Genomic DNA, 25,850 nt, shown 5'->3' with positions numbered 1-25,850 from the left:
AGGAGGAAATCATGTCGGCAAAGCATCCAATCATATCGATCACTGGCTCGTCAGGCGCGGGAACGACCTCCGTGAAGCGCATTTTCGAGCAGATTTTCCGCCGCGAGCATATCGAGGCCGCTTTCATCGAGGGCGACGCATTCCACCGCTATGATCGCAATGCCATGAAGGCAAAGGTTGCGGAGGAGGAAGCCAAGGGTAACCCCAACTTCACGCATTTCCACGTCGATGCCAACGAGTTGCACAAGCTCGATGAGGTGTTCGAGGAATATGGCCGCCGGGGTACTGGCCAGACGCGTACCTATATCCACGACGAAGAAGAAGCCGCGCAATACGCCACTCCGGCGGGCACGTTTACCGAATGGCGCGATTTTCCGCCGAGCACCTTGCTGTTCTATGAGGGCTTGCATGGCTGCGCTGTAGCGGAGGGCGTCAACCTTGCCCGCCATGCGGATCTGAAGATCGGCGTCGTTCCCGTGATCAATCTTGAATGGATCCAGAAGATCCACCGGGATCGTTCGACCCGCGGTTATTCCACCGAGGCGGTCATGGATGTGATCCTGCGCCGCATGCCGGATTATGTGCGCTACATCACGCCGCAATTCACGCTGACCGACATCAATTTCCAGCGCGTACCGATTGTCGATACGTCAAACCCGTTCATTGCACGGTGGATACCGACGCCGGACGAGTCGATGCTGGTGATCCGTTTTGCCCGGCCCCGCGGGATCGATTTCCCCTATCTGCTGTCGATGATCCACGATTCCTTCATGTCGCGGGCCAATTCGATCGTCGTCCCCGGCAACAAGCTGGATCTCGCCATGCAACTTATCCTGACGCCGCTGATCATGCAGTTGATCGAACGCAAAAACCGCGCCTCGTGAAGGAGATAGCGATGAATACGCAAGCTTTGCTTCAAGAAACGCCGGAAACCGAAACCGTTTCGGAACGGGATATGGCTAATGCAATCCGGGCGCTGGTTATGGATAGCGTTCAGAAGGCAAATTCTGGGCATCCCGGCATGCCGATGGGCATGGCCGACGTCGCAACGGTTCTCTTCAACCGCTTCATCAAGCTCGATCCATTGCATCCGCAGTGGCCGGATCGCGACAGGTTCGTTTTGTCGGCCGGGCACGGCTCGATGCTGCAATACGCACTGCATTATCTGATCGGCTATCCCGACATGCCGATCGAGGAGTTGCAGCGTTTCCGTCAGCTTGGCGCGAAGACGGCAGGCCATCCGGAATATGGTCATGCGCAGGGCATCGAGATGACCACCGGCCCGCTCGGGCAGGGTATTGCCACAGCCGTCGGCATGGCTTTGGCCGAGCGTTTGCTGGTGCAGCGGTTCGGCGAGGATATTGTCGATCACCATACTTATGTGATCGCAGGAGATGGCTGCCTGCAGGAGGGCATAAGTCACGAAGCGATCGATCTCGCCGGTCATCTGAGACTGTCGAAGCTCATCGTCTTCTGGGACAACAATTCCATCTCGATCGACGGGCCTACGTCCCTCTCGACATCCATGGATCAGTTGATGCGGTTCGAGGCGGCAGGTTTCGATGTCCAGGAGATCGACGGTCACGACTACGAAGAAATCGCCGATGCCATCGCCCGCGCAAGGTCTTCCGACCGGCCGTCAATGATCTCGTGCCGCACCATCATCGGCAAGGGCGCGCCGAATCTGCAGGGAACCGAGAAGACCCATGGTGCGCCGCTGGGCGACAACGAAATCGCGGCAGCGCGTCAGGCAATCGACTGGCCGCATCAGCCATTCGAGGTTCCCGAAGACATCATCGAGACCTGGCGCGACGTGGCGCGTCGTGGAGCCGACGAACGGCGCGAATGGTGCGTACGGATGGCGGCATCACCGCATGGCGAAGATCTCAGGCAAGCGGTTCTGAAGCAATTGCCGGCGAGCCTGTTTGAAGAGCTTGGTGCATTCCGCCGCGAGCATGTCGAGAAGGCAACCAAGGTCGCGACGCGCAAGGCTTCGGAAATGGTGCTTGGTGTCGTCAACAATGCCACCGATCTGACGATTGGCGGTTCGGCTGACCTTACCCATTCGAACCTGACCGTTACGCCGGGCATGCGGGATGTTACACCGCAAAGCTTTTCCGGCCGCTATATCCATTATGGCATCCGCGAACATGGCATGGCGGCGGCGATGAACGGCCTTGCCCTGCATGGCGGCTTCATTCCCTATGGCGGCACATTCCTGGCTTTTGCCGATTATGCGCGTGGTGCGATGCGTCTCTCGGCGCTGATGGGTCAGCAGGTCATCTACGTCATGACCCATGACTCGATTGGTCTCGGCGAGGATGGTCCGACCCATCAGCCGATCGAACATCTGGCGATGCTGCGTGCAACACCCGGTATAAACGTGTTCCGCCCCGCCGATATCATCGAAACCGCCGAGTGCTGGGAGCTTGCACTCAAGTACACTGACCGGCCGAGTGTCATCGTCCTGTCACGCCAGAATCTCGCGATGCTGCGTCACGCTCATGTGGAGGAAAACCGGTCCAGCCGCGGCGCCTATGTCCTGCGCGAAACAGCGGAACCACGTGCGATTACGCTGATGGCGACAGGCTCGGAAGTCGAAATCGCCTGTACTGCCGCCGACATGCTGCGCGGTCAGTACAAGATCCCGGCAGCCGTTGTCTCGATGCCGTCCTGGGAGTTGTTCGAAGCTCAAACCCCGGCCTATCGCCGCTCGGTACTGGCCGCGGCGCCCCGCATCGGTATCGAAGCCGCAGCCCGCTTGGGTTGGGATCGCTGGATCGGTGAAAAGGGTGCCTTCATCGGCATGCAGGGCTTTGGCGCCAGCGCCCCGGCGCCGGATCTCTACCGTCACTTCGGCATCACCCCTGAAAACATCGTCGCCACAGCGCGCAAGCTTATCAACTGAACTGAAGGAGTATTGATCATGGCCCGGATTACCTTGCGACAATTGCTCGATCATGCTGCCGAGTATGGTTACGGCGTGCCCGCCTTCAACATCAATAATATGGAGCAGGGCCTGGCCGTGATGGAAGCTGCGGCAGCCTGCGATGCGCCGGTTATTCTGCAGGCGTCGCGCGGTGCGCGCTCCTATGCCAAGGATTTGATGCTGGCGCGGATGATCGATGCCCTCGTCGATATCTATCCATCCATTCCGATCTGCATGCATCAGGATCACGGCAATGACGAGGCGACTTGTCTGACCGCGATCCGTCATGGCTTCACATCGGTCATGATGGACGGTTCGCTCGAAGCCGATGCGGCAACGCCAGCCTCATACGAGTACAACGTCGAGATCACGAAGCGGGTCACCACGATCGCCCATTGGGTCGGCGTTTCGGTCGAAGGTGAGCTCGGCGTGCTTGGTTCGCTCGAAAGCGGCGAAGCCGAGGCTGAAGACGGTCATGGTGCGAGCGGCGTACTCAGTCATGACCAGCTCTTGACCGATCCGGATCAGGCAGTGGACTTCGTGCTGCGCACCAAGGTCGATGCACTGGCTATCGCGTGCGGCACGTCGCACGGCGCCTACAAGTTCACCCGCGCCCCCGATGGCGACATCCTGGCGATGGGAGTCATCGAGGAAATCCACCGCAAGCTGCCGAACACGCATCTCGTGATGCATGGCTCGTCGTCGGTGCCACAGCCCTTGCAGGACATCATCAACCGCTTCGGCGGCGAGATGCCGCAAACCTACGGGGTCCCGGTCGAGGAGATCGAGCGCGGCATCCGCCACGGTGTGCGCAAGGTCAATATCGATACGGACTGCCGCATGGCCATGAGCGGCCAGTTCCGCCGGATTGCCACGGAAAACCCGGCGGAGTTCGATCCACGCAAGTTCCTCAAACCGGCCATGGATGCCATGCGCGATCTTTGCCGTGACCGCTTCGAGCGGTTCGGCACGGCGGGCAACGCATCGCGGATCAAGGTTATCGGGCTCGATGAAATGGCCAAACGCTATGCCGCCGGCAAACTCGATCCGCAAATCGCTGCAGCCAAGGCTGCTTGAAATCAAAATTACCAAGGAAAGGACCTCATCATGTCGAACAAGTCAGAAACGGTCACAGGAAAGGACCGCTACAGGTCCGGTGTCATGGAATACAAGAAGATGGGCTACTGGGAGCCTGACTATGAACCGAAGGACACCGACATCATCGCGCTGTTTCGCATCACGCCACAGGATGGCGTCGATCCGATCGAGGCCGCCGCTGCCGTTGCCGGTGAATCTTCTACTGCCACCTGGACCGTCGTGTGGACGGACCGGCTGACCGCTACGGAGAAGTACCGTGCCAAGGCGTACCGCGTCGATCCGGTTCCGAATGGTGAAGGCCAGTATTTCGCCTACATTGCATACGATCTCGACCTGTTCGAGCCGGGCTCCATCTCGAACCTGACGGCATCGATCATCGGCAACGTCTTTGGCTTCAAGCCTTTGAAGGCTTTGCGGCTGGAGGACATGCGCCTGCCGGTGGCCTATGTGAAGACCTTCCAGGGTCCGCCAACGGGTATCGTTGTCGAGCGCGAACGTCTCGACAAGTTCGGACGTCCGTTGCTGGGTGCGACGGTCAAGCCGAAGCTCGGACTTTCGGGCCGCAACTACGGCCGTGTGGTCTACGAAGCGCTGAAGGGCGGTCTGGATTTCACCAAGGATGATGAGAACATCAACTCGCAGCCCTTCATGCACTGGCGTGAGCGCTTCCTCTATTGCATGGAGGCCGTCAACAAGGCGCAGGCTGCGACAGGCGAGATCAAGGGCAGCTACCTCAACGTTACAGCTGCCACGATGGAAGACATGTATGAGCGTGCCGATTTCGCCAAGGAGCTCGGGTCGAACATCGTCATGATCGATCTGGTCATCGGTTACACGGCGATCCAGTCCATGGCCAAGTGGGCGCGGCGCAATGACATGATCCTGCATCTGCATCGTGCCGGTCATTCGACCTACACCCGGCAGAAGTCGCATGGCGTGTCGTTCCGCGTCATCGCCAAGTGGATGCGCCTCGCCGGTGTGGATCATATCCACGCGGGTACTGTCGTCGGCAAGCTGGAGGGTGACCCGGCAACCACGCGCGGCTACTACGACATCTGCCGCGAGGACTTCAATCCGATGCGGCTGGAGAACGGCGTGTTCTTCGATCAGCATTGGGCCTCGCTCAACAAGATGATGCCGGTGGCTTCGGGCGGTATCCACGCCGGCCAGATGCACCAGCTGCTCGACCTCCTGGGCGAGGACGTTGTTCTGCAGTTCGGTGGCGGCACGATCGGTCACCCGCTCGGCATCGCAGCGGGTGCGACGGCCAACCGCGTCGCACTCGAATGCATGGTGCTCGCGCGTAACGAAGGCCGTGACATCGTCAATGAAGGACCGGAGATCCTGCGTATGGCAGCACGCACCTGCCAGCCTCTGCAGCAGGCGCTCGAAGTCTGGAAGGACGTTTCCTTCAACTACACCTCAACCGACTCGCCGGATTTCGTTCCGACGGCAACAGCAGCAGAATAGGAGAAACGACATGCGTATCACTCAAGGAGCATTCTCGTTCCTGCCTGACCTGACCGACGAGCAGATCGCCAGGCAGGTGCAATATTGCATCGACAATGGCTGGGCTGTCAGTCTCGAATTTACCGATGACCCGCACCCGCGCAACACCTACTGGGACATGTGGGGACATCCGATGTTCGACAACCCGGATGCAGCCGCCCTCATGATGGAGCTGAAGGAATGCCGCAAGGTCTATGGCGACTACTACATTCGCCTTGTCGCCTTCGACAACACCCACGGCTGGGAATCGGTCAAGCTGTCGTTCCTCGTCAACCGCCCGCCGGAAGAGCCAGGCTTCCACCTTGCCCGCCAGGAAGGCGAGGGCCGCGTGGTTCGTTACACGACGAGGTCCTACGCAACGGACAAGCCAGCGGGGCAACGCTATGGCTGACGCCAGCATCACCCAGCTCGAGGTTCCGTCTGCCATCGACCTGCGCGCTGAATATGTCGAATCCGGCGTCAAGGAGGTGCTGGACGAACTCGACCGCGACTTGATCGGCCTGAAGCCGGTCAAGCAGCGGATCAAGGAGACCGCAGCATTGCTGCTGGTCGAGCGGGCACGCCGGCGCATGGGTCTCGCGCATGAAACGCCGACGTTGCACATGAGTTTCAGCGGCAATCCTGGCACCGGCAAGACCACCGTTGCAATGCGCATGGCGGACCTGTTGCATCGCCTCGGCTATATCCGCAAGGGCCATCTCGTCTCTGTCACCCGTGACGATCTGGTCGGGCAATATATCGGGCATACCGCCCCGAAGACCAAGGAGATCCTGAAGAAAGCCATGGGCGGCGTCTTGTTCATTGACGAGGCCTATTATCTGCACCGCCAGGAGAACGAACGCGACTACGGACAGGAAGCGATCGAGATATTGTTGCAGGTGATGGAAAACCAGCGGGACGATCTCGTGGTGATTCTCGCGGGCTATGCCGATCGCATGGATAAATTCTTCGAGAGCAATCCGGGTTTTCGGTCGCGCATCGCCCATCACATCGATTTCCCGGACTATAGCTCTGACGAGTTGCTGAGTATTTCCGAGACGATGCTGTCGAAGCAGAATTATACGTTCGATGCGGAAGGCCGCGCCATCATGGCCGACTATATCGAACGGCGCCGCCAGCAGCCGCATTTTGCCAATGCCCGTTCCATTCGCAACGCGCTGGACAGGGCGAGACTGCGCCACGCAAACCGGCTGTTCGAGGCGTCCAACGGGCCGACAGATGCGGCGGCGTTGTCAACGATTACCGCGGACGATATCAGGGTCAGCCGTGTGTTTTCCGCATCGTCAAGAGAGGAGCAAACGCCATGAACAGGAACGTACTCATCGCGCCGTCCGTGCTTTCGGCGGATTTTTCCCGGCTCGGCCAGGAAGTCGAAGACGTCATGGCGGCGGGTGCCGACTGGGTGCATCTCGACGTGATGGATGGGCATTTCGTCCCGAACATCACGTTCGGGCCGCAGATCATAAAATCCATCCGCAACCGGACGTCCGCAATATTCGATTGTCATCTCATGATCGCCCCGACGGATACCTATCTCGGCGCTTTTGCCGATGCCGGTTGCGATTACATCACCGTGCATGCGGAAGCCGGCCCGCATCTCGATCGCTCGCTGCAGGCTATCCGCAGTCTCGGCAAGAAGGCGGGTGTTTCACTCAACCCTTCGACTCCGGAAAGCGTCATCGAATATGTGCTGGACCGGCTTGATCTCGTGCTCCTGATGACAGTCAATCCGGGTTTCGGCGGGCAGGCGTTCATCCCTTCCGTCGTGGATAAAGTGCGGCGTGTGAAGGCGTTGATCGGCAACCGCCCGATTCATATTGAAATCGACGGCGGCGTGACGCCTGAAACCGCGCCCCTCGTTGCGGCGGCAGGCGCGAATGTGCTTGTCGCGGGATCAGCGGTCTTCAAGGGCACCGGCAAGGCGGCCTATGCTGACAATATCGCTGCAATCCGTCATGCTGCCGATCATGCGAGGCATCGGGCGGCAGCTTGAGCGGAGGAGAAAGACAATGGCGGCGATACCACCCCTTTGTGATTTTGGCTGGAAGGCCGTTGATGCGAACCTGATTGGTACCGATGGCCGGCAGCATTCCATTCTGGCGCAGGCAGGCGACAAGGGGCTGGTTGTTGCTTTCATCTGCAACCATTGTCCTTATGTGAAAGCAGTTATCCAGCGCATCGTCCGCGACGCCCGGGATCTTGAGGAACTCGGCATCGGCTTTGTCGCCATCAATGCCAATGACGCAAGTGCCTATCCCGCCGATTTGTTTGAAAACATGAAGGTTTTTGCCCGCGAGAACGCGTTTCCGTTTCACTACCTGCATGACGCTGATCAGAGCGTGGCGCGTACATACGGGGCCGTCTGCACGCCTGATTTCTTCGGGTTCAATGGCGCGGGTGAACTACAGTATCGGGGACGCCTCGACGCATCACGCAAGGAAGCGGCAGCGCCAGAGATCCGCCGCGATCTGTTCGAAGCGATGAAGGAAATTGCCAATACAGGGCAGGGGCCGCGCGAGCAGATCGCATCGGTCGGCTGTTCGATCAAATGGCGTGAGATTGTCTGACTGGGTGCCGCCGGCCGGATCGACCGGCGGCGATCCGGCTATTTATATTGATTCAGATAGGCTTCAAGATCAGTAATTTCCTTGTCGTCCTTCAGACCGGGAAAGGCCATTTTCGTGCCTTTCACCTTGGCCTTCGGATCGTGCAGATAATCGCGGAGGCTGGCAGTATCCCAGACAAGTCCGGCCGCGCCTGCGGCCTTCATCGCGGGTGAATAGCTGAAGCCTGGATGGGTTCCCGCGGTTCTGCCCATCACTTTAAACAAAGAAGGTCCGACCTTGTTCTTGTCGGTATCCGCCACGTGACAGACTGCACATTTCTTGAAAACTGTCGCTCCTGCCGTTGCGTCGCCGGCGTCTTGGGCCCGGGCTCCGGCAACAGACAGAATCGCAACTGATAGTCCAATCAGAACGGTAGAATAACGCATGGCATCTCCTCATTTTCGCCAAGGGTGCCCTGGACGAAGACCGGCGCCAATTTTCCATGCATTGGCGCCACCAATTTTTAGAACACTTCCAGAAGGTACCTTCAGCGCCTGATAAGTCAATTGTTTGAAAAGGATATAACGCCGCAGCTTCACGATCGCGTTTTCTCGGCCGGTGGCGATTGACGCCAAGAGGTGACACCCGTAATTTGTGACGAACATTTCTCATCGGGCACCTTGGGAAATCCGCACTACAATCTTCTTGCCAGTCAGGAATCCTGAGATTTCGGCGCTATGAAGGTGGGACGTGTCAGAGGATTGGGAGGTGCTTGTATGGATGTTGTTGACCTCGTTTTGACCATCTGTCTCATATCCAACCCGGCGAGTTGCCGGGAGGAGCGCCTGCATTTTGAAAACAGGGGCGGCGGTCTGAACAATTGCATGCTCCTCGCGCCGACGGAAATTGCAAAATGGTCCGGCGACCATCCCAACGTTAAGGTCATTCGTTGGAAATGCGACTATCCATCAAAGGATATAGAGCTCTAGAAAAGCGACTTGTCTGGGAGGACATCGTGACAGGACTATATCAACGCCTTTTCCGCTTCTGTATCTTGTTTGTGCTCGCCCTTGGGTTTGACACGCAGGCCGGCCTGGCTGCTGAGACCGTTCGTGTTGGCGTCCTGAAATTCGGGACTGTCAATTGGGAGCTGGATACGATCAAGCAACATAAGCTCGACGAAAAATATGGCGTGAATGTCGATGTCCGCTTCTTCGCGAGTGAAGATGCAACCAATGTCGCCATGATGGCCGGGGATGTTGATATCATCGTCACGGACTGGCTCTGGGTGTCGCGGCAGCGCGCGTCGGGCGAAGACCTGACCTTCGTGCCCTATTCGAGTTCGGTCGGCGCCTTGATGGTTCCTGATGGCTCGCCGATCAAAAGTCTGGCGGATCTGAAGGGCAAGAAGATCGGTGTGGCAGGTGGGCCGCTGGACAAGAGCTGGCTGCTTATGCAGGGCTATGCCAAGCACCAGTTCTCACTCGATCTGCCGGCGCAAAGCGAAATTGTCTACGGCACGCCGCCGCTGCTTGCCGAAAAGGCGCAGCAAGGTGAACTGGATGCCGTGCTGAACTTCTGGAATTTTTGCGCAAGGCTTGAAGCCAATGGGTTTCACCGCCTCGTCAGTACCAGCGATGCTGCAAAGGCGCTCGGCGCTACAGGTGACGTTTCGGCCATCGGCTACATCTTTCACGACAAATGGGCCGACGCCCATCCGGACGCAATTGCAGGGTTCGTCAAGGCCAGCAGAGATGCTAAGGCCCTGCTCGGCAGTTCCGATGAGGAATGGCAACGTCTGGCGCCGGTGGTGAAAGCCGAAGGCCATGAGCTGGATGCGCTGCGTGACCGCTATCGCGAGGGTATTCCCGACCGGCCAATCGAGGACGAACAGGCCGACGCGACCAAGCTCTATGCTATCCTCGCCGATCTTGGCGGCGAACGGCTCGTCGGCCCCGGAAAAACATTGGCGCCGGGCACCTTCTGGAGGGCAGACTAATTGGCCCTTGCATCGCGCGAACAGCAGCAAACGGGCAAGCTTGTTTCCACCGCGGCTTCGAAGTGGCAGTGGAGCTCGCCGCTGATGGTGTTGCTGTCGTTTGGCGTATTGGTCGTTGCATGGCATGCCGGAGCGACGATCTGGCCCAGCCGCTCGTTTCCGGCGCCTTTGCTGGTTCTGCAAACATTCCTCAGCGAAACGGCGAGCGGCGATCTGCCCTACAATCTCGGCATCACCTTGTGCCGCGTCGCTGCCTCTTTTGTGCTGGCGATGCTGATAGGTTCGGTGATCGGTGTCCTGCTTGGCAGTTACCGGCGCGCAGACGAGTTCTTCAATCCGTGGGTCATTCTCTTCCTCAATATACCCGCGCTGGTCATCATCGTCCTCGCCTATATCTGGTTCGGGCTCAATGAAGCCGCAGCGATCGGCGCTGTAGCGCTCAACAAGATCCCGAATGTGGTCGTCACCTTGCGCGAAGGAACGAGGGCGCTCGATCCGCGCTACGCGGAAATGGCGCAGGTGTACCGCTTCAATGCATTGGATCGATTGCGGCATATACTGATACCGCAGCTGCAGCCCTACATAGCCGCCGCATCGCGTTCCGGTATTTCGCTGATCTGGAAAATTGTGCTCGTGGTCGAGTTGCTCGGCCGCTCCAATGGTGTCGGTTTTCAGATCAACCTGTTTTTTCAACTCTTCGATGTCGCGGCGATACTGGCCTATACCCTGGCCTTTGTTGCCGTCATGCTCTTCATCGAACTCGTCGTGGTGCAACCGCTTGAACACACATCAACTCGCTGGCGTCGCAGCGCGGCTTAAGGTCAACATAGAAGAGAAAACGTTCCGCTCGTCCAACGGTGGAACGATTGCGGTCCTGCGCGATCTGCGCTTCGAGGTCGAGCAGAACGAGTTCGCCTGTATCCTTGGACCGTCGGGTTGCGGGAAGACCACTACTTTACGCATTTTGCTTGGTCTCGACAGCGACTATCGCGGGTCGATCCAGTTGCCCGGATTGGCGGACGCGCGTATCGGGGCGGTGTTTCAGGAGCCGATGCTTCTGCCCTGGCGTACAGTTGAGCAGAATGTGCGGCTCGCCATGCCGCAGCCCAAGCGCGAGACCAATCTCGATGGCTTGTTCAGCACGCTCGGCCTGTCGAAGATGCGCAATTTCTATCCGGCAGAGCTGTCGCTGGGGCTGGCACGCCGCGCGGCGATAGCGCGCGCACTGGCGATCGAGCCGGATATATTTTTGCTTGATGAACCATTTGTCTCGCTGGATGAGTCCACAGCGCAGCAGCTACGCCATATGCTGCTCTCCGTGTGGTCCGAGCGCCCGACGATCGCGTTGATGGTGACGCATAATCTGCAGGAGGCAATCATGCTCGCCGACCGTATCATCGTGCTTTCCGAGCGTCCCGCCCAAGTGATCGGTACGTTCGATATCCGTCTGCCACGCAACTATCGCAATGAGCAGGTGAAGGCGGATCTGTTGCGTTCGTTCAATGAAAAATTCGCCGGGGTGAGGAACGCGCCATGAGTCAGCCGACCCGGCGCAGCGTTCTTAAAACTGGTGTCTTTTTCGCCTGTTGCGGCATTTCGCATGTCCGTCTGGCGCGGGCGCAGTCGAGCCCGATCGAGCCTTTGCCTGTCAAGGAGATTGCCGGCGGGGTCTTCGCCTTTGCGGGCAGGCCCGAGATGATGACCGCGAACAACGAGGGCGAGATCTGCAATGTCAGCTTCATCATAGGCGACGAAGCGGTCGCCGTGATCGACAGCGGCGGCAGTGTTGCCGAGGGCAGGGAACTCGTCGCCGCCATTCGCGCCAGGACGGATAAGCCGATCCGCTACCTGATCAACACGCATATGCACCCCGATCATATTTTCGGAAACGCCGCGTTCGGAGATACAGGAGCGATTGTTGTCGGGCATCACAATCTGCCGCGCGCGCTTGCCAGCCGCGGCGACTATTATTTGCAGAGCTATCGCGACGCCATGGGCAGTGCGCTGATGGCCGACATAAAGATCATACCGCCCACGCAGCTTGTGACCGGCGAGGAGCAGCTCGATCTCGGTAATCGGAAGCTTACTTTGAAGGCCTGGAAGCCAGCTCATACGGACAACGATCTTACAGTTTTCGACGAACAGTCCGGTACCTTCTTCACCGGCGATCTGTGTTTCATCGAGCATCTTCCGACGATGGATGGATCGTTGCTTGGCTGGATCGCACAGCTGGGGGAACTCAAAGGGATCAAGGCAAAATTTGCGGTACCGGGACATGGTCCCGTTCCGTCAGCCTGGCCGCAGGCGCTTGAACAGGAGCAGCGCTACTTCGATGCGCTCGCCCGCGACATTCGCAAGGCCATCGCCGATGGCGTGCCAATGGCGGAGGCGGTCAAGACAGCGGCGGAAAGTGAGCGGAACAACTGGCGTCTCTTTGACGACTACAATCTGCGCAACGCCACGGCCGCCTTTGCCGAACTCGAATGGGAATGAACCCGTTTGCAACTACGCCAGCCGAGGTGGTATACTCATGCATGGCCGGGCACCGCCAATCTTCTTGGTGGAGGCAGAATATGACGATAAAGCCGATACGACTGGGTAGCCGGATGGTTGCGCTCGTCCTTCTCGCGCTCGTTGGAGCGGCGATACCGTTTGCCGCCAACGCGCAAAGCGCGAGCGTTCCGGATACCAAAACCTGGGATGGTTTGAAGGGCGATGTCTTCGGCCAAAAGCCGATCGGAGATGCTGGCGGCATCATCACGATCGATGCACCGAAACGCGCCGAGGATGCGGCAATCGTACCCATCGATCTGCATTTCAAAACCGATGCGGCAACTGGCCGGATCAAGGCTGTCACCCTCATCGTCGATGAAAATCCGTCACCCGTCGCTGCAGTGTTCCAGTTCGGCAAGGATGCGGGCGTCACCCATCTGGCGACGCGCCTTCGGGTCAATGCCTATTCCTATGTTCGCGCCATTGCCGAAACCGAAGATGGAAAACTTCATATGACGCAGACTTTCGTCAAGGCATCCGGCGGCTGCTCCGCACCGGCGATGAAAAATCAGGATGAAGCCCTGGCTTCGCTCGGCAAGATGAAGCTGCGCGTCTTTACAGCCAAGACGCCTGGCAACGAGCCGATGACCCGCGCAACTGAAATGCAGTTGATGATTCGCCACCCCAACAATTCCGGGCTGCAGATGGATCAGGTCACGCGCTATTATATCCCCGCGCACTTCATCCAGGGCCTGACCGTGTCGCAGGGTGACAGGCTTATCATGTCGATGGAAGGCGGGATTTCAATTTCGGAAGACCCGAATTTCCGCTTCGAATTCGATGCGAAACCCGGCGAGGATGTGAAGGTCGAGGCTGCCGATACCGAAGGCAAGAAATTCCAGGACGAGTGGCCGCTGGAATCCTCCAGCCTGTGATCGAAAAACACGGCCATGAAGACCTTCCAGAATTCATCTTGATGGCCATCTAGGGTGGTTTTCGAGGAGCCGGAGCGCAGCGAACTTTCTCGTTCGTGAGCACCGGAAGTCGAGAAAGCTGCCCTAGATGGCCATCAAGATGAATTATCGAGGTCTTCAGAAGCAGCGGACGTCGGCTTCCGCCTGAGCCCGCTTCAATTCGGTGATCGAAGCTTTCGCGGGAGCACTTTCACGAAACAGGACACCATTCTCTCCGGACAGCAAACCCATCTGTTTGTAGGTCTCGGCGGCTTCGTAGTGAGGGTAGGTCACGACGGACGCGATCACGTCGATCGAGCACGAACAGCGCTGAAGTACATCGCGGTTCTCACCATTGGCTTTCATGCAGCCGTAGACATATTCGGCGAGGGTCGAAGTGGGGTAATCTGACGCAGCATTAGCCGGCAAGGAAAGGACAATTGCTGCACCTGCTAACACGGTAATTTGCGTGATTTTCGATGTGATCATGGCATCCTCGCATTTGCGGACGGTAAATATACATTTTCCAGATAGATAGCAAACAACAATAACAAACTGCAAACAGAATCCGTTCCATAAGTATCAAATTATGTGACAGGACGGGCTGCCAGAATATAATAACTAAATCGGATACTTACTGCGATGCAGCAAAGTATACTGCAACGCAGCAAATATAATTTGATAATCCCGCTTGCCTAATGCAATTCTTTCTCCTATCGTCAACTTGTTTCCGGCTTCAAGGACGTTGCCGTCAAGGGAGTGGTGACAGTCTTCGTAGGCCAAGCGAGGTGGGCAGTAACGGTGCCCTCTGCGCGCCTGGCTTTGTCGTGACACGCTGCCGGAAATACTTCCCCATTTGCGTGAGCTAATGGAGCGAACCCGCACTGAAAAACGGCTTCGTCCGATGGTTCATAAATGTGAACTTAGGGAGGACTCAAAATGCGTGTACACAGAAATTTAATTGGAATTGCATTGGCTACAACGGCCATGACGTTCTCATTGGCGGGGGGTGCTCTGGCCAATGACGATCTTCAGGGTCTGATTTCTGATTCGAAGAACTGGGCTATCCAGACCGGCGATTACGCTAATACGCGATACTCAAAACTCAATAAAATCACTGCGGACAATGTCAAAAACCTTCAGGTCGCCTGGACGTTTTCGACCGGTGTGCTGCGCGGCCATGAAGGAGGCCCGCTCATCGTCGGCGATGTGATGTATGTTCATGCGCCTTTTCCGAACACCGTCTTTGCGCTTGACCTGAACAATGATGGCAAAATCCTCTGGAAGTATGAACCCAAGCAGGACGCAAACGTCATTCCTATCATGTGCTGCGACACCGTTAATCGCGGCGTAGCTTATGGCGACGGCAAGATATTCCTCTATCAGGCCGATACAACGCTCGTTGCCCTCGATGCAAAGACAGGTAAACCGGTCTGGTCCGTGAAAAACGCCGAGGCGTCAGATGGCAGCAAGGGCGAATCCGGAACATCCGCGCCAATGGTCGTGAAAGACAAGGTCATCGTCGGTATTTCCGGTGGTGAATTTGGTGTTCGCGGTGCGTTGACGGCTTATGACATGAAGGATGGCAAGCAGGCCTGGCGTGCCTGGTCGATGGGTTCCGACAAGGAAACCTTGATCGATCCGGAAAAGACCACCCAGCTCGGCAAGCCAGTCGGAAAAGACTCGGGCACCAACACCTGGGAAGGTGACCAGTGGAAAACCGGTGGTGGAACGACGTGGGGTTGGTATTCGTACGATCCCAAGCTGAACCTGATCTACTACGGTACCGGCAATCCATCCACCTGGAACCCAAGTCAGCGTCCCGGTGACAACAAGTGGTCCATGACCATCATGGCCCGCGATGCCGATACAGGCATGGCGAAATGGCTCTACCAGATGACCCCGCATGACGAGTGGGATTATGACGGTATCAACGAAATGATCCTTGCGGATGGCATCGAGGTCGATGGCAAGCCGCGTGATGTCCTCGTGCACTTCGATCGCAACGGCTTTGCCTATACGATGGATCGTGCAACCGGTGAACTTCTGGTCGCAAAGAAATACGATCCGGCAGTGAACTGGGCGACGGAAGTCGACATGGACAAGGATAGCAAGACCTACGGCCGCCCGAAGGTCGTGGACAAATACTCGACGCAGGTACAAGGCGAAGACGTCAACACCACGGGTATCTGCCCGGCAGCTCTTGGTACGAAAGATCAGCAGCCGGCCGCTTATTCGCCAAAGACCAAGCTCTTCTATGTTCCAACAAACCACGTCTGCATGGACTACGAGCCCTATAAGGTCAGTTACACCGCCGGTCAGCCTTACGTCGGCGCGACACTGTCCATGTATCCAGCTCCGAACAGCCATGGCGGCATGGGTAACTTCATCGCATGGGATGCGGCAAAGGGTGAGATCGTCTGGTCCAAACCCGAGCAGTTCTCGGTCTGGTCAGGCGCTTTGGCCACCGATGGCGATGTCGTCTTCTACGGAACGCTTGAAGGCTATCTGAAGGCGGTCGATAAGGACGGCAAGGAACTTTACAAGTTCAAGACTCCGTCCGGCATCATCGGTAACGTCACCACATACGAACATAAGGGCAAACAATATGTTGCCGTTCTGTCCGGTGTTGGCGGATGGGCTGGTATCGGTCTTGCCGCCGGCTTGACGAAGCCGAATGAAGGCCTCGGTGCGGTGGGCGGTTATGCTGCGCTCTCCGACTACACGGCCTTGGGCGGTCAGTTGACCGTTTTCGCTGTTCCTGAGTAATCGGGAACGAAGCTGACACAGTGAGCCCGCGGATGCAGGCTTTGAATAATGGGAGCCCGGTTTCAACCAGGCCGGGCCCCCCGTGTCACCTGACCCATATCGATGATCAAACAACCGTCCAGGCGGCGCCGCAAGGTGCCGAGCCGAATTGACGAGTTGAATGCGAGGTTCTTGTATGCCTATTCGAATGACATTGCTTGCCGTCACTGCCGGTCTTGCGCTTGTAGCGGGCCCCGGCAGCGCTTACGCCGATGACAAAGCCGCAGCAGCTGTTGCCTCCGACGAAAACGGCAAATATGCCGATAAGGACGGGAATCCCACCTTCAAGATTGACGAGGATGGTACGGTCGACTGGTACACCTATAGCGGGTTTCGCCGGTTCAATTCAGATTGTTTTGTCTGCCACGGCGCGGATGGTGCAGGTTCTTCCTTCGCGCCGGCTTTGGCAAACTCGCTGAAGACGATGCCCTATGCGGAGTTCCTGTCGATAGTTGCCGAAGGGCGCAAAAACCTCAGCGCTGGCAAGGAAAACGTCATGCCGGCTTTTGGCAACAACAAGAACGTCTACTGCTATATGGACGACCTCTACGTTTATCTGCGTGCCCGGGCCGTCGGCGATCTGCCTCGCGGGCGTCCTGCAAAGCATGCGGACAAACCGCCTGCAGCCAAAGAGGCGGAAGCCTCCTGTATGGGTGGGTAAATGATGCGATATGCGATACCCCTGACGAGATGGATTGCCGGCGGCGTCATGGCGGCGGCACTTGCCGTGCCGTCCGGGGTCCTGGCCCAAGGTGCGGGTCTTGGAGCCTCGGGCGAACTGGTCGATCCTGACGTCCTGCGTGTTTGCTCGGATCCATCCAACATGCCGTTCTCCGATGAGAGCGGCAAGGGGTTCGAAAACAAGCTGGCTGAGCTCGTGGCTGCGAAGACCGGGCGTAAATCGGTGGCATATACGTGGTTCCCGATGGCGACAGGCTTCGTCCGCAGCACGCTGCGGGCCAATCGCTGCGACATCATCATGGGATACGCGCAGGGCGACGAACTCGTCCAGAATACCAATGCCTATTATCGCTCGACCTATGTGATGATCTACAAGAAGGACAGCGGCCTCGATGGTGTGGATACAATCGAGGACAGCAAATTGGCGAACAAGAAAATAGGCGTTGTTGCCGGAACCCCGCCGTCTGCCAATCTCGCCAAGGTCGGCTATATGAAAAACGTTCATCCCTATCCCCTGATGGTCGATACAAGGCTCGCGCCTTCGATGGCGGAGGTCATGATCAAGGAACTCGAAAGTGGTGTGATCGACGTTGCGATCCTTTGGGGGCCGATGGCAGGTTATTATGCCAAGGAGATCGATCCCAACCTGACGGTGATTCCCCTGGTCAAGGAAAAGACCGGGCATATGGCATACCGGATCACGATGGGTGTGCGCCCATCCGATCAGGAGTGGAAGCGCACATTGAACAAGGTGATCCGGGAGAACCAGAGCGAGATCAACAAGATCCTGCTCAATTTCCAGGTGCCGTTGGTCGACGAGAATAACAAGCTGATCACGCAGTAGCGTGGTGGGTGGATGAAGCGAGGTGAAAAACCGGTGCGGAACTGTTCCTGCGCGTTGGCCGTTTTACTTACCGTACTGGTGACGACGGCTTTCGCGGGTGAAACGGCGCCGGAGCCGACGGACTACAGGACCGAAAATTACAGGGCGCCGGTTCCCGCCACTTTGAAGGGGGCAAAGGTGGTCACCACCGAGGAAACCATCGCCCTGTGGAAAGACAAATCGGCGGTGTTCGTCGATGTCCTTCCTCGTGATCCCAAGCCGGCAAATCTTCCGGCCGGGACCATCTGGAGGGAAAAAGTCCGGGAAGATATTCCCGGGAGCATATGGCTCGCAAATGTGGGCTACGGAATCATAAACAAGGAGACGGAAGCCTATTTTCGCAAGGGGCTGAAATCTCGGTTGGGCGACGACACGAAACGAAAGGTGCTTTTTTACTGTATGGCGAACTGCTGGATGTCATGGAATGCAGCCAAACGAGCTGTCGAGTGGGGATACAAATCGGTACTTTGGTATCCTCTCGGCACGGATGGCTGGACCGCGGCGAAGCAGCCAACACAGAAAAATGAGCCCTTTTAATTTCAATCTTGCGCCATAAAGGCGTATGATAAGGAGAAAGATCAATCTTTGATCTTTAAGCAGAAGGAGGAAAGCATGAAGAAAACATGGACAAAACCTACCATGTGTCAGGTTGCTGCCGGTATGGAACTTTCACGTTACCTGCCTGCAGAACTCAAGGCAAAAAAGTAAGATCTGACCCATCGCCCTGCGCGATCTGATCGCGTAGGGCGGCACCTTGTGGTTGTTCGGCCGGAACCTGGTTTCCGGAAGGAGAGGGTTTGTGCCCGCATGCGATTGACAGTCATCGGCTCCGCAGCAGGAGGCGGGTTTCCCCAGTGGAATTGCAATTATCGATTGAGCCGTGGAGCACGGAATGGCGAAGCCAATTTCCGTGCGAGAACCCAATCGAGTCTCGCCGCCAGCGCGAACGGGCGTGATTGGGTTTTGTTCAACGCGTCGCCTGACATTCGCCAGCAGATTGCCGTCACACCTGAATTGCAGCCGCGGGCCGATGGACCGTTGCGCTCGACGCCCATCCGCGCCGTCATCCTGACCAATGCCGATGTCGATCATATCGCCGGGCTGCTCAGCCTGCGTGAGCGCGAACCCTTCGCGATTTATGCGACAGGGCGGGTTCTCGACGTGCTCGAATCCAATTCGATTTTCAACGTCCTTGATCGGGAAATCGTCGAAAGGCGCGAACTCCCCTTGGGCGAGAGCACGGATATTCTTGATGCCCAAGGAAATCGCGTCGGCATAACCGTCGAAACTTTTGCTGTGCCGGGTAAGGTTGCGCTGTTCCTCGAAGATAAATCCAAGGCGAGTGAGGGGTTTGGCACGATGACAGGCGATACGATCGGCCTGCGCATCGCATCGGGTGATGGTGCGACGACGGCCTTTTACATTCCGGGCTGCGCCGGTATCGACGCCCCCCTTCGAGAGCGGCTGTCAGCTGCCGAATGCCTGTTCTTCGATGGCACCGTCTATACCGATGACGAGATGATCGCGGCAGGAGTGGGCACAAAAACCGGCGCGCGCATGGGTCATATGTACATTTCGGGCGAGGGTGGTTCGCTGGCGGCCCTGGCGGATCTTGGCATCAGGAAGCGGATCTATGTGCACATCAACAATACCAACCCCATTCTCGACGCGGCATCGCCTGAACATGCGGCCGTTGTCGCCGCGGGCTGGAAAATAGCATTTGATGGCATGGAGGTCAGGCTTTGAGCAAATTCGGCAATGCGGCGCGAGACGGATTGTCGCCAGCTGATCTGGAAAGAGTTCTGCGCGAGGTCGGTGCGGAGCGCTATCACAATCGCCACCCCTATCATCACCAGATGGTCAGCGGGGCCCTGACCAAGGGGCAGATGCAGGCTTGGGCGCTCAATCGCTATTGCTATCAGTCGGTCATTCCGCGCAAGGACGCGATGATCATTGCCCGGGCCGAAGATCCCGAATTTCGTGCCGAATGGCGCAAGCGGATCGAAGATCACGATGGCGACGACGGCTGGAGCGGTGGCATTGCGCGCTGGTTGAAGCTTGCTACGGGTCTTGGTCTCGATGCAGATGATGTCAAAAGCGAAAAGCTGGCACTGCCGGGCACGCGATTTGCCGTTGGCGCCTACCTTTCCTTCTGCACCAACCGCACGCTGCTTGAGGCCGTGGCCTCATCTCTGACAGAGCTTTTCTCGCCTGTCATCATCGGCGAGCGCGTTCCGGCCATGCTGGCGAAATATGATTATGTGACGCCGGATATCCTGGCCTATTTCGACAAGCGGCCGACACAGGCGTCACGCGATTCCGATTTCGCCTTGGCCTATGTGATGAAACATGCCGATACGCCGGAAAAACAGCAGGCGGTCATCGACGCGCTCATTTTCAAATGCGATATCCTCTGGGCAATGCTCGATGCGTTAGCTCATGCTTACGGTGAAAAGGGCAATATCCCGCCCGGCGCTTTCGATCCGGAGGCGGCATGACTGGGGCAAGCCGTGTCCGTGCGGTTGTTTCCATGCAATCGCGACCCATATTAAAGTCTCATGCACGGCTGCAGTATGATACGGTGCGCGAGGCATGGGCGCTGCTGTCGCCGGAACGGGTGTTCTGGCCGAATGAAGTGAGCCTCGATATTTTGAGGCTGTGTGACGGGCGCCACAGCGTCGCGCAAATGATTGCATTGCTGGCGGACCAGTATGCAGCGGATGAAGCCGAGATCGCGCCGGATGTAACCGGCTTTCTGCAGGAATGGTCCGACAAGTTTCTGGTGACGTTATGAACGAACCTGTCCTACCCCCGATCGGCATGCTGGCGGAATTGACGCATCGCTGCCCGTTGCAGTGTGCCTATTGCTCCAATCCGGTCGAGCTGTTGAAAGCCAACCGGGAAATGGATACGGCAGGCTGGCTTTCGCTGTTCGAACAGGCGGCGGACCTCGGCGTTCTGCAGGTACATCTTTCCGGCGGCGAACCGACGCTTCGTACCGATCTCGGGGAGCTTATTGCCTGTCTCGCGCGGCGGGGCGTCTATACCAATCTCATCACGGCGGGCGTTGGCATCGCTGATGGCCGAATTGAAGCCTGGGCCGAGGCCGGGCTTGATCATATCCAGCTGAGTTTCCAGGGTGCGTTTGCTGCCACCACCGAGAAGATCGGCAATTCGCGCGGCGCCCATGAAAAGAAGCTCGAAACGGCACGCCGCGTTCGCGCGGCGGGCCTGCCCTTGACGATCAATGCGCCGATCCATCGCCACAACATGGAAGAAGTACCGGATTTCATCGAACTCGCGCTCTCCCTTGGCGCCGAGCGGCTCGAAATCGCCAATGTGCAATATGCGGGCTGGGCTCTGCTCAATCGCAAGGCGCTCATGCCGGAGCGCGAAGCGGTCGAGCGGCAGGTGCAGATTGTCGAAGAAGCGCAGGAGCGTCTGCGCGGTATCATGACGATAGACTTCGTCACGCCTGATTATTTCGCCATCTATCCGAAGCCCTGCATGGGCGGCTGGGCTCGCGATGCCTTCATGGTAGCGCCCGATGGTACCGTGCTTCCATGCCATGCGGCCGGCACGATCAAGTCTTTGCATTTCGAGCGTTTCGGCGACTGGAGCCTCAGCCGAATCTGGCATGAATCGTCCGCATTCAATGCGTTTCGCGGAACAAGCTGGATGCAGGAGCCATGCCGCAGCTGCGAGCGTCAGGAGATCGATTGGGGTGGTTGCCGCTGTCAGGCCATGGCAATCGCCGGCGACGCGGCTGCTACGGACCCGGCCTGCATCAAATCCCCGCTGCATGCCCGTATGGGCGCGCTCATCAACGAGGCCATCAGCACGAAGACGGCCGACACGACGCCAGACGCCTTCACCTATCGAAGGATTGGAAAATCCGTCGAACTCGACCCAACTTCAGCATAGGTGCTGTGCGTGGTTCGACAAGCTCACCATGAGGGATGCTGATGATGCAGGGAGCCTAGATCCGTACTATCGGTATTATCCAGATCTGTACCGGTGGTGATTATACTGCAATCCACCACCTCCCTCATGGTGAGCTTGTCGAACCACGCACAATCCCTTCTGCGGCGGCTGCAATCAAGGTTTGATGATCGTTTGCTCGATTGTCTTCGACAGGCCGTACAGGCGTTGCTCGATAATCGTCGGCACTTCGCAGACATAGGTCAGCGATTGGACCCGCTCCTCGAATATGCGGGTTTCCCAGGTCAGCCTTTCATTCAACCTGTCCAGTTCTTCCGGATCGTGATCAGGTTTGGCTCGCATCGCGTCTACCGTCGAGGCTTCCTTGCGCAGATCCGCCGCCATGTCGCGTTGCTTGTCGGCGTAGCGTGAGATACCAGAAATCACCTGCTCACGCTCGCGGTTCAAGGTGTCGAATACACCCTGGAACAGCATGAACATCTTGTCGTTAAGCTGCTCCTTGGGCAGACTCCCGGCAAACTCTACGACCTGCTTTTGTGCGGCGTCGAGCGGGTTGCGCCGCGCCGCGACTTCGCTAACGAGATCATCGATTTTTGGATCGCTATCCCAGTTTTTCGCCGCCTCCGGAATGTCCGGGCCGTTCCACACCTGACCGATCGAAAGTTCCGGTACCTTGCGCTGGACGCAAGGCCAGCTCGGATCATTGTTCGCCGCGGCAAGAGCAGCACCGCCGGAACATAACAGGAGAAGACCAGCCGACGCCGCGAAGAATACCTCTGACCGTTTCAATTATTGCCTCCCTCTTGTTTCTTGATGACGAGACCGCGCGAGGGGTCGTAGGCGATGATCGCGCCCGCAATGAAAACGATGGTGAACCCGCAGACGACGGCCAGCGAGGTCCACTCGATCTGTCCGTAAAAAGCGAAGCGCACCAGTTCGACCGCGTAGGTAAACGGATTGAGCAGGCAGATCTTGTAAAGCAGCGGACTTGCCTCCTGCACGCGCCACAACGGGTAAAGTGCAGATGAGGCAAAATACATCGGGAAGATCACGAAGTTCATGATGCCGGCGAAGTTTTCCAGCTGCTTGATCAGGGATGACAATAGCATCCCAAGCGCACCCAGCATCATGCCCGACAGGAACAGCGCCGGCAGCGTCAGCAGATATCCGGACGCCGGCGCCTTTACGCCCCAGAACCAGGCGATGAACAAGAAGGCGTAGACCTGAATAATGGACACCGCGACGCCGGCCAAAAGCTTCGACACCAGCAGGAACCAGCGTGGAAACGGGCTGACGAGAAGCGTGCGCATATTGCCCATTTCCCGGTCGTAGACCATGGAGAGAGATGATTGCATGCCGCTGAACAAAAGGATCATGCCGCACAGGCCGGGCGTGATATAGACTTCGTACAGCACATAGGTCTGATAGGGCGGGATAATCGAAACGCCGAGCACCTGGCGGAAGCCTGCCGCAAAGATGAACAGCCACAGCAGTGGCCGCACCAGCGACGAGATGAAACGTTCGCGCTGGTTGAGATAGCGCAGGCCCTCACGGATGAGAATACCCTTGAGGCAAACCAGATAGTTCATCACGCCGAAGCGGCTGCGTCCGATGGGGACGCGGCTGGCAATGTCCGTCATAGCCGGTTCCCCGCATTCAGTGCATATATCCCGGTAAGCCGCGAGAACGCCTCGTTGATCGTCTCCGCCCCGGCGTTCTTGACCACGTCATGCACCGGACCATTGGCGACGAGCTTGCCCTGGTTGAGCACGATGACCTGATCCGCATGACTGACCTCGTCGATCAGATGTGTCGCCCATAAGACGCTGATCCCCTTCTCCTCCACCAGCTTGCGGATATCGGAAAGGATGGTGGCACGCGATTTGATATCGAGGCCGACCGTCGCTTCATCGAGCAGCAGCAGCGAGGGTTCGTGCAACAGCGCGCGGACAATCTCCACGCGCCGGATCTGCCCGCCGGAGAGACTGCGGGCTTTCTCGTGCAGCCGGTCGCTCATGTCGATGGACTGCATCAGATCGTGAATGCGCTGGTTGGCTTCGCGCGCGCGGATACCATGCAGCGATGCATGGTAGGAGAGGTTCTGATGCACCGAAAGATCGAGATCGAGCGTGCGCGCCTGGAAAACGATGCCGAGCCGCCGCAACGCATCACCCGGCCGCCGGTCGATGTCATGGCCGAACACATGGATGCGGCCGTGCCTTGTTGCGAACAGATGACTGATCAGGGAGAACAGCGTCGTCTTGCCCGCTCCGTTCAGGCCGAGCAGCACGGCAAAGCGTCCGGGCGCTATGGAAAACGTGATGTTTTCCAGCGCCTGGCGTTTGCCATAGGCGTAACTCACGGATGCGAGATCAAGCGCCGGAAGATTCGCTTCCGGCATTGACTTGTCATTGATGTTCCTCAGTCCGGCATTTGTACCCATCAAGCTCCACCCTTGGTACTTTGCGACGACGACCTTGCCGCAAACTGACGGCTATTTGATGGTAATCGTACCCTTCATTCCCTTGTCTGCAAGGTCTGGCACGGACCATGTGTATTTGCCGGGCCGCACCGCCGTGAACTGTACATTGATCGTCCCTGGCGAGTCGAATTCGAGCCAGGCCGGCCCGCCATCCATATGCACTTCAAGATCGTTGATGACGATCTGGTTCATCCAGACATTTCGGAAAAGATCGGTGACGAATTTGTATTCAAGTCCTGCTGCGGACGTGATCTTCCAGCGATAGCCCTGTCCGGCAACCAGTTCGAAATCCTTCTGGTTGACCGTGAATTCATCCTCTTTCGAACCGAGAATAAGCTCCGGCACATTCTTGCTGCCGCGCGTGATCGCCGGCGGTTTTGCCTGCATTGCCGCCTTCGGCTCGGGAGCCGCCTTGGCGTCGTCATCGTCGTCAGCTTGGGCAAAGGCAAAGGATTGAGCCAGCCCGATGCTGAGAACCGCAGCCAGTGCGAGGGTTTTATATGTTGTCATGTAATTCCTCCCTTTGGTCTTCAGAAATGCTTTCAATTCGGCGATATCGCAACGCCCCAGGGCAATTGCCCTACCGTAACCGATTTGATTGGCTCATCGGTTTCCGTGTCGATAAATGTGATGTCGTTCGACAGCCCGTTCGTGCTGATGATCTGCTTGCCATCCGGCATGAATGCGAGCTGCCAGACCCGCTGGCCGACAAGCACATATTTTTCGACCTCGTAGGTTTCCGTGTTGACCACGGCAACACGGTTCGCCGGGCCGAGCGCCACATAGGCCTTTTTGCCATCGGCGGTGATGCGGACACCCACAGGCTGGATCTGTTCGGAGCGCAATCCCTGGATTTCGAAGGTGATCTTGTGGGTCACCGCGCGGGTCTTGTTATCGATGACCGATACCGTGCCGCCGATTTCAGCGGAAACCCAGACTTCGGAACCATCGGGCTTGAACTCGGCAAAGCGCGGGCGCGAATCCACGAGCACATTGTCGGTGATTTCATGGGTCGACGTATCGATGAAATGCGCCATGCTTGTCGTTTCCGAGGTATTCACAATGGTCTTGCCGTCGGGGCTCACACCCATGCCTTCCGGCTCGACACCCACCGGTATCTCGGCAACCACGCCTTTCGTATTGACGTCGATCACCGTGACGAGATTGTCGTCCTCATTGGCGACATAGAGAGTCTGCCCGTCGGGTGACAGGACGAAAAGCTCTGGGTCTGGCCCTGACGGCAGCGATCCGATGACCTCGTTCGTCGCGGCATCGATCATCTCGACCGTGTCGTCATCGCTGGCGCAGACATAGATGATTTTGCCGTCCGGCGAGATGGTGATACCGCGCGGCCGTTGCCCGACGTTAATCGTCTTGACCACCTCCATGGTCTTCGAATCGACCACCGTTACCGTGTTGTCCTTCTCGTTCGAGACATAGACCAGATTTGCCCAGGCGGGCTGTGCAAGAAATGGCAGCGCTACGGTCGCAGCGAGCAGGCACCTATGTCGTCGCATCTTTGTCCTC

30 protein-coding genes are annotated in these 25,850 nt (G+C 57.6%); 23 read left to right on the top strand and 7 right to left on the bottom strand.

The window, feature by feature from the left end; genetic code table 11:
* The first annotated feature begins 11 nt into the window (after positions 1-11).
* Genes N8E88_RS00930 through N8E88_RS00895 form a run of 8 tightly spaced genes read left to right on the top strand, consistent with a single transcriptional unit; the run spans position 12 to position 8,103 of the window.
* Positions 12-884, top strand: a complete 873-nt coding sequence (locus N8E88_RS00930) for a phosphoribulokinase (protein WP_262290313.1) — start codon at positions 12-14, stop codon at positions 882-884.
* Between the two features lie 11 nt (positions 885-895).
* Entirely contained in the window at positions 896-2,908 is a 2,013-nt protein-coding gene (tkt, locus tag N8E88_RS00925; RefSeq protein ID WP_262290312.1) for a transketolase, read from the top strand.
* Positions 2,909-2,926: 18 nt separating this feature from the next.
* Complete coding sequence (gene fba, locus N8E88_RS00920; RefSeq protein WP_262290608.1) at positions 2,927-4,006, top strand: class II fructose-bisphosphate aldolase; 1,080 nt, start codon at positions 2,927-2,929, stop codon at positions 4,004-4,006.
* 30 nt (positions 4,007-4,036) lie between these two features.
* Complete coding sequence (locus N8E88_RS00915; RefSeq protein ID WP_224506287.1) at positions 4,037-5,497, top strand: form I ribulose bisphosphate carboxylase large subunit; 1,461 nt, start codon at positions 4,037-4,039, stop codon at positions 5,495-5,497.
* Positions 5,498-5,507: 10 nt separating this feature from the next.
* Positions 5,508-5,927 carry a ribulose bisphosphate carboxylase small subunit gene (locus N8E88_RS00910; protein WP_262290607.1) on the top strand — a complete coding sequence of 140 codons (420 nt, stop codon included), beginning with the start codon at positions 5,508-5,510 and terminating at the stop codon, positions 5,925-5,927.
* Positions 5,920-6,843, top strand: coding sequence for a CbbX protein (gene cbbX, locus N8E88_RS00905; RefSeq protein WP_262290606.1), 924 nt, complete (start codon positions 5,920-5,922; stop codon positions 6,841-6,843). Before N8E88_RS00910 ends, cbbX begins: the two co-directional genes overlap by 8 nt.
* On the top strand, positions 6,840-7,529 hold the full coding sequence (gene rpe / locus N8E88_RS00900; RefSeq protein WP_262290605.1) for a ribulose-phosphate 3-epimerase: 690 nt from the start codon (positions 6,840-6,842) through the stop codon (positions 7,527-7,529). Before cbbX ends, rpe begins: the two co-directional genes overlap by 4 nt.
* Before the next feature lie 16 nt (positions 7,530-7,545).
* The gene (locus tag N8E88_RS00895; protein WP_262290604.1) at positions 7,546-8,103 is read left to right on the top strand and encodes a thioredoxin family protein; all 558 of its coding nucleotides are present in this window, start codon (positions 7,546-7,548) and stop codon (positions 8,101-8,103) included.
* 38 nt (positions 8,104-8,141) lie between these two features.
* On the opposite strand, the gene N8E88_RS00890 is transcribed toward N8E88_RS00895, so the two are convergent.
* Positions 8,142-8,528, bottom strand: coding sequence for a c-type cytochrome (locus N8E88_RS00890; protein WP_112529061.1), 387 nt, complete (start codon positions 8,526-8,528; stop codon positions 8,142-8,144).
* A 330-nt stretch (positions 8,529-8,858) separates the two neighbouring features.
* On the opposite strand from N8E88_RS00890, the gene N8E88_RS00885 reads away from it, so the two are divergent.
* From N8E88_RS00885 to N8E88_RS00860, 6 genes are all read left to right on the top strand, one after another.
* Entirely contained in the window at positions 8,859-9,071 is a 213-nt protein-coding gene (locus tag N8E88_RS00885) for a hypothetical protein (RefSeq protein ID WP_262290603.1), read from the top strand.
* 26 nt (positions 9,072-9,097) lie between these two features.
* Entirely contained in the window at positions 9,098-10,081 is a 984-nt protein-coding gene (locus N8E88_RS00880; protein ID WP_262290602.1) for an ABC transporter substrate-binding protein, read from the top strand.
* 84 nt (positions 10,082-10,165) lie between these two features.
* Positions 10,166-10,900, top strand: a complete 735-nt coding sequence (locus N8E88_RS00875) for an ABC transporter permease (protein WP_262290622.1) — start codon at positions 10,166-10,168, stop codon at positions 10,898-10,900.
* Entirely contained in the window at positions 10,860-11,618 is a 759-nt protein-coding gene (locus N8E88_RS00870) for an ABC transporter ATP-binding protein (RefSeq protein WP_262290601.1), read from the top strand. Before N8E88_RS00875 ends, N8E88_RS00870 begins: the two co-directional genes overlap by 41 nt.
* Positions 11,615-12,574, top strand: a complete 960-nt coding sequence (locus tag N8E88_RS00865; RefSeq protein ID WP_262290600.1) for a quinoprotein relay system zinc metallohydrolase 2 — start codon at positions 11,615-11,617, stop codon at positions 12,572-12,574. Before N8E88_RS00870 ends, N8E88_RS00865 begins: the two co-directional genes overlap by 4 nt.
* Positions 12,575-12,654: 80 nt before the next feature.
* Complete coding sequence (locus N8E88_RS00860; protein WP_262290599.1) at positions 12,655-13,509, top strand: quinoprotein dehydrogenase-associated SoxYZ-like carrier; 855 nt, start codon at positions 12,655-12,657, stop codon at positions 13,507-13,509.
* A gap of 156 nt (positions 13,510-13,665) precedes the next feature.
* Here the strand turns inward: N8E88_RS00860 and N8E88_RS00855 are convergent, their stop codons facing one another.
* Positions 13,666-14,016 carry a hypothetical protein gene (locus N8E88_RS00855; RefSeq protein WP_262290598.1) on the bottom strand — a complete coding sequence of 117 codons (351 nt, stop codon included), beginning with the start codon at positions 14,014-14,016 and terminating at the stop codon, positions 13,666-13,668.
* Positions 14,017-14,514: 498 nt separating this feature from the next.
* Between N8E88_RS00855 and xoxF5 the strand changes: the two genes are divergently transcribed.
* The 9 genes from xoxF5 (at position 14,515) to pqqE (ending at position 21,823) form a co-directional block, all read left to right on the top strand.
* Entirely contained in the window at positions 14,515-16,296 is a 1,782-nt protein-coding gene (gene xoxF5 / locus N8E88_RS00850; RefSeq protein WP_262290621.1) for a lanthanide-dependent methanol dehydrogenase XoxF5, read from the top strand.
* 175 nt (positions 16,297-16,471) lie between these two features.
* Positions 16,472-16,996, top strand: a complete 525-nt coding sequence (locus tag N8E88_RS00845) for a c-type cytochrome, methanol metabolism-related (protein WP_262290597.1) — start codon at positions 16,472-16,474, stop codon at positions 16,994-16,996.
* Positions 16,997-17,860, top strand: a complete 864-nt coding sequence (locus tag N8E88_RS00840; RefSeq protein ID WP_410010503.1) for a substrate-binding domain-containing protein — start codon at positions 16,997-16,999, stop codon at positions 17,858-17,860. It abuts the gene before it with no gap.
* A gap of 54 nt (positions 17,861-17,914) precedes the next feature.
* Positions 17,915-18,436: a PQQ-dependent catabolism-associated CXXCW motif protein gene (locus N8E88_RS00835; protein ID WP_262290596.1), complete on the top strand. Its 522-nt coding sequence runs from the start codon at positions 17,915-17,917 to the stop codon at positions 18,434-18,436.
* 75 nt (positions 18,437-18,511) lie between these two features.
* Complete coding sequence (locus N8E88_RS00830) at positions 18,512-18,607, top strand: pyrroloquinoline quinone precursor peptide PqqA (protein ID WP_100002498.1); 96 nt, start codon at positions 18,512-18,514, stop codon at positions 18,605-18,607.
* Between the two features lie 99 nt (positions 18,608-18,706).
* Positions 18,707-19,645 carry a pyrroloquinoline quinone biosynthesis protein PqqB gene (gene pqqB / locus N8E88_RS00825; RefSeq protein ID WP_262290595.1) on the top strand — a complete coding sequence of 313 codons (939 nt, stop codon included), beginning with the start codon at positions 18,707-18,709 and terminating at the stop codon, positions 19,643-19,645.
* On the top strand, positions 19,642-20,397 hold the full coding sequence (pqqC, locus tag N8E88_RS00820; protein WP_262290594.1) for a pyrroloquinoline-quinone synthase PqqC: 756 nt from the start codon (positions 19,642-19,644) through the stop codon (positions 20,395-20,397). Before pqqB ends, pqqC begins: the two co-directional genes overlap by 4 nt.
* On the top strand, positions 20,394-20,693 hold the full coding sequence (gene pqqD / locus N8E88_RS00815; protein WP_262290593.1) for a pyrroloquinoline quinone biosynthesis peptide chaperone PqqD: 300 nt from the start codon (positions 20,394-20,396) through the stop codon (positions 20,691-20,693). The genes pqqC and pqqD overlap by 4 nt, the downstream gene beginning before the upstream one ends.
* Positions 20,690-21,823, top strand: a complete 1,134-nt coding sequence (gene pqqE / locus N8E88_RS00810; protein WP_262290592.1) for a pyrroloquinoline quinone biosynthesis protein PqqE — start codon at positions 20,690-20,692, stop codon at positions 21,821-21,823. Before pqqD ends, pqqE begins: the two co-directional genes overlap by 4 nt.
* Before the next feature lie 174 nt (positions 21,824-21,997).
* On the opposite strand, the gene N8E88_RS00805 is transcribed toward pqqE, so the two are convergent.
* Genes N8E88_RS00805 through N8E88_RS00785 form a run of 5 tightly spaced genes read right to left on the bottom strand, consistent with a single transcriptional unit; the run spans position 21,998 to position 25,840 of the window.
* Entirely contained in the window at positions 21,998-22,630 is a 633-nt protein-coding gene (locus tag N8E88_RS00805) for a hypothetical protein (RefSeq protein ID WP_262290591.1), read from the bottom strand.
* The gene (locus N8E88_RS00800) at positions 22,627-23,481 is read right to left on the bottom strand and encodes a lanthanide ABC transporter permease protein PedC (protein ID WP_262290590.1); all 855 of its coding nucleotides are present in this window, start codon (positions 23,479-23,481) and stop codon (positions 22,627-22,629) included. Before N8E88_RS00800 ends, N8E88_RS00805 begins: the two co-directional genes overlap by 4 nt.
* Entirely contained in the window at positions 23,478-24,284 is an 807-nt protein-coding gene (locus N8E88_RS00795; RefSeq protein WP_262290589.1) for a lanthanide ABC transporter ATP-binding protein PedB/LutE, read from the bottom strand. Before N8E88_RS00795 ends, N8E88_RS00800 begins: the two co-directional genes overlap by 4 nt.
* A 51-nt stretch (positions 24,285-24,335) precedes the next feature.
* Positions 24,336-24,833, bottom strand: coding sequence for a cupredoxin domain-containing protein (locus N8E88_RS00790; protein WP_262290588.1), 498 nt, complete (start codon positions 24,831-24,833; stop codon positions 24,336-24,338).
* A gap of 32 nt (positions 24,834-24,865) precedes the next feature.
* A complete protein-coding gene (locus tag N8E88_RS00785) occupies positions 24,866-25,840 on the bottom strand; it encodes a YVTN family beta-propeller repeat protein (RefSeq protein ID WP_262290587.1) in 975 nt (324 codons plus the stop codon).
* Positions 25,841-25,850: the final 10 nt, after the last annotated feature.

It is taken from the genome of Phyllobacterium zundukense (genome assembly GCF_025452195.1).
GTDB classification, from domain to species: Bacteria; Pseudomonadota; Alphaproteobacteria; order Rhizobiales; family Rhizobiaceae; genus Phyllobacterium; species Phyllobacterium zundukense_A.
The sequence above is the reverse complement of the archived record's forward strand: the minus strand, read 5'-3'. Positions and strand labels throughout refer to the sequence as shown.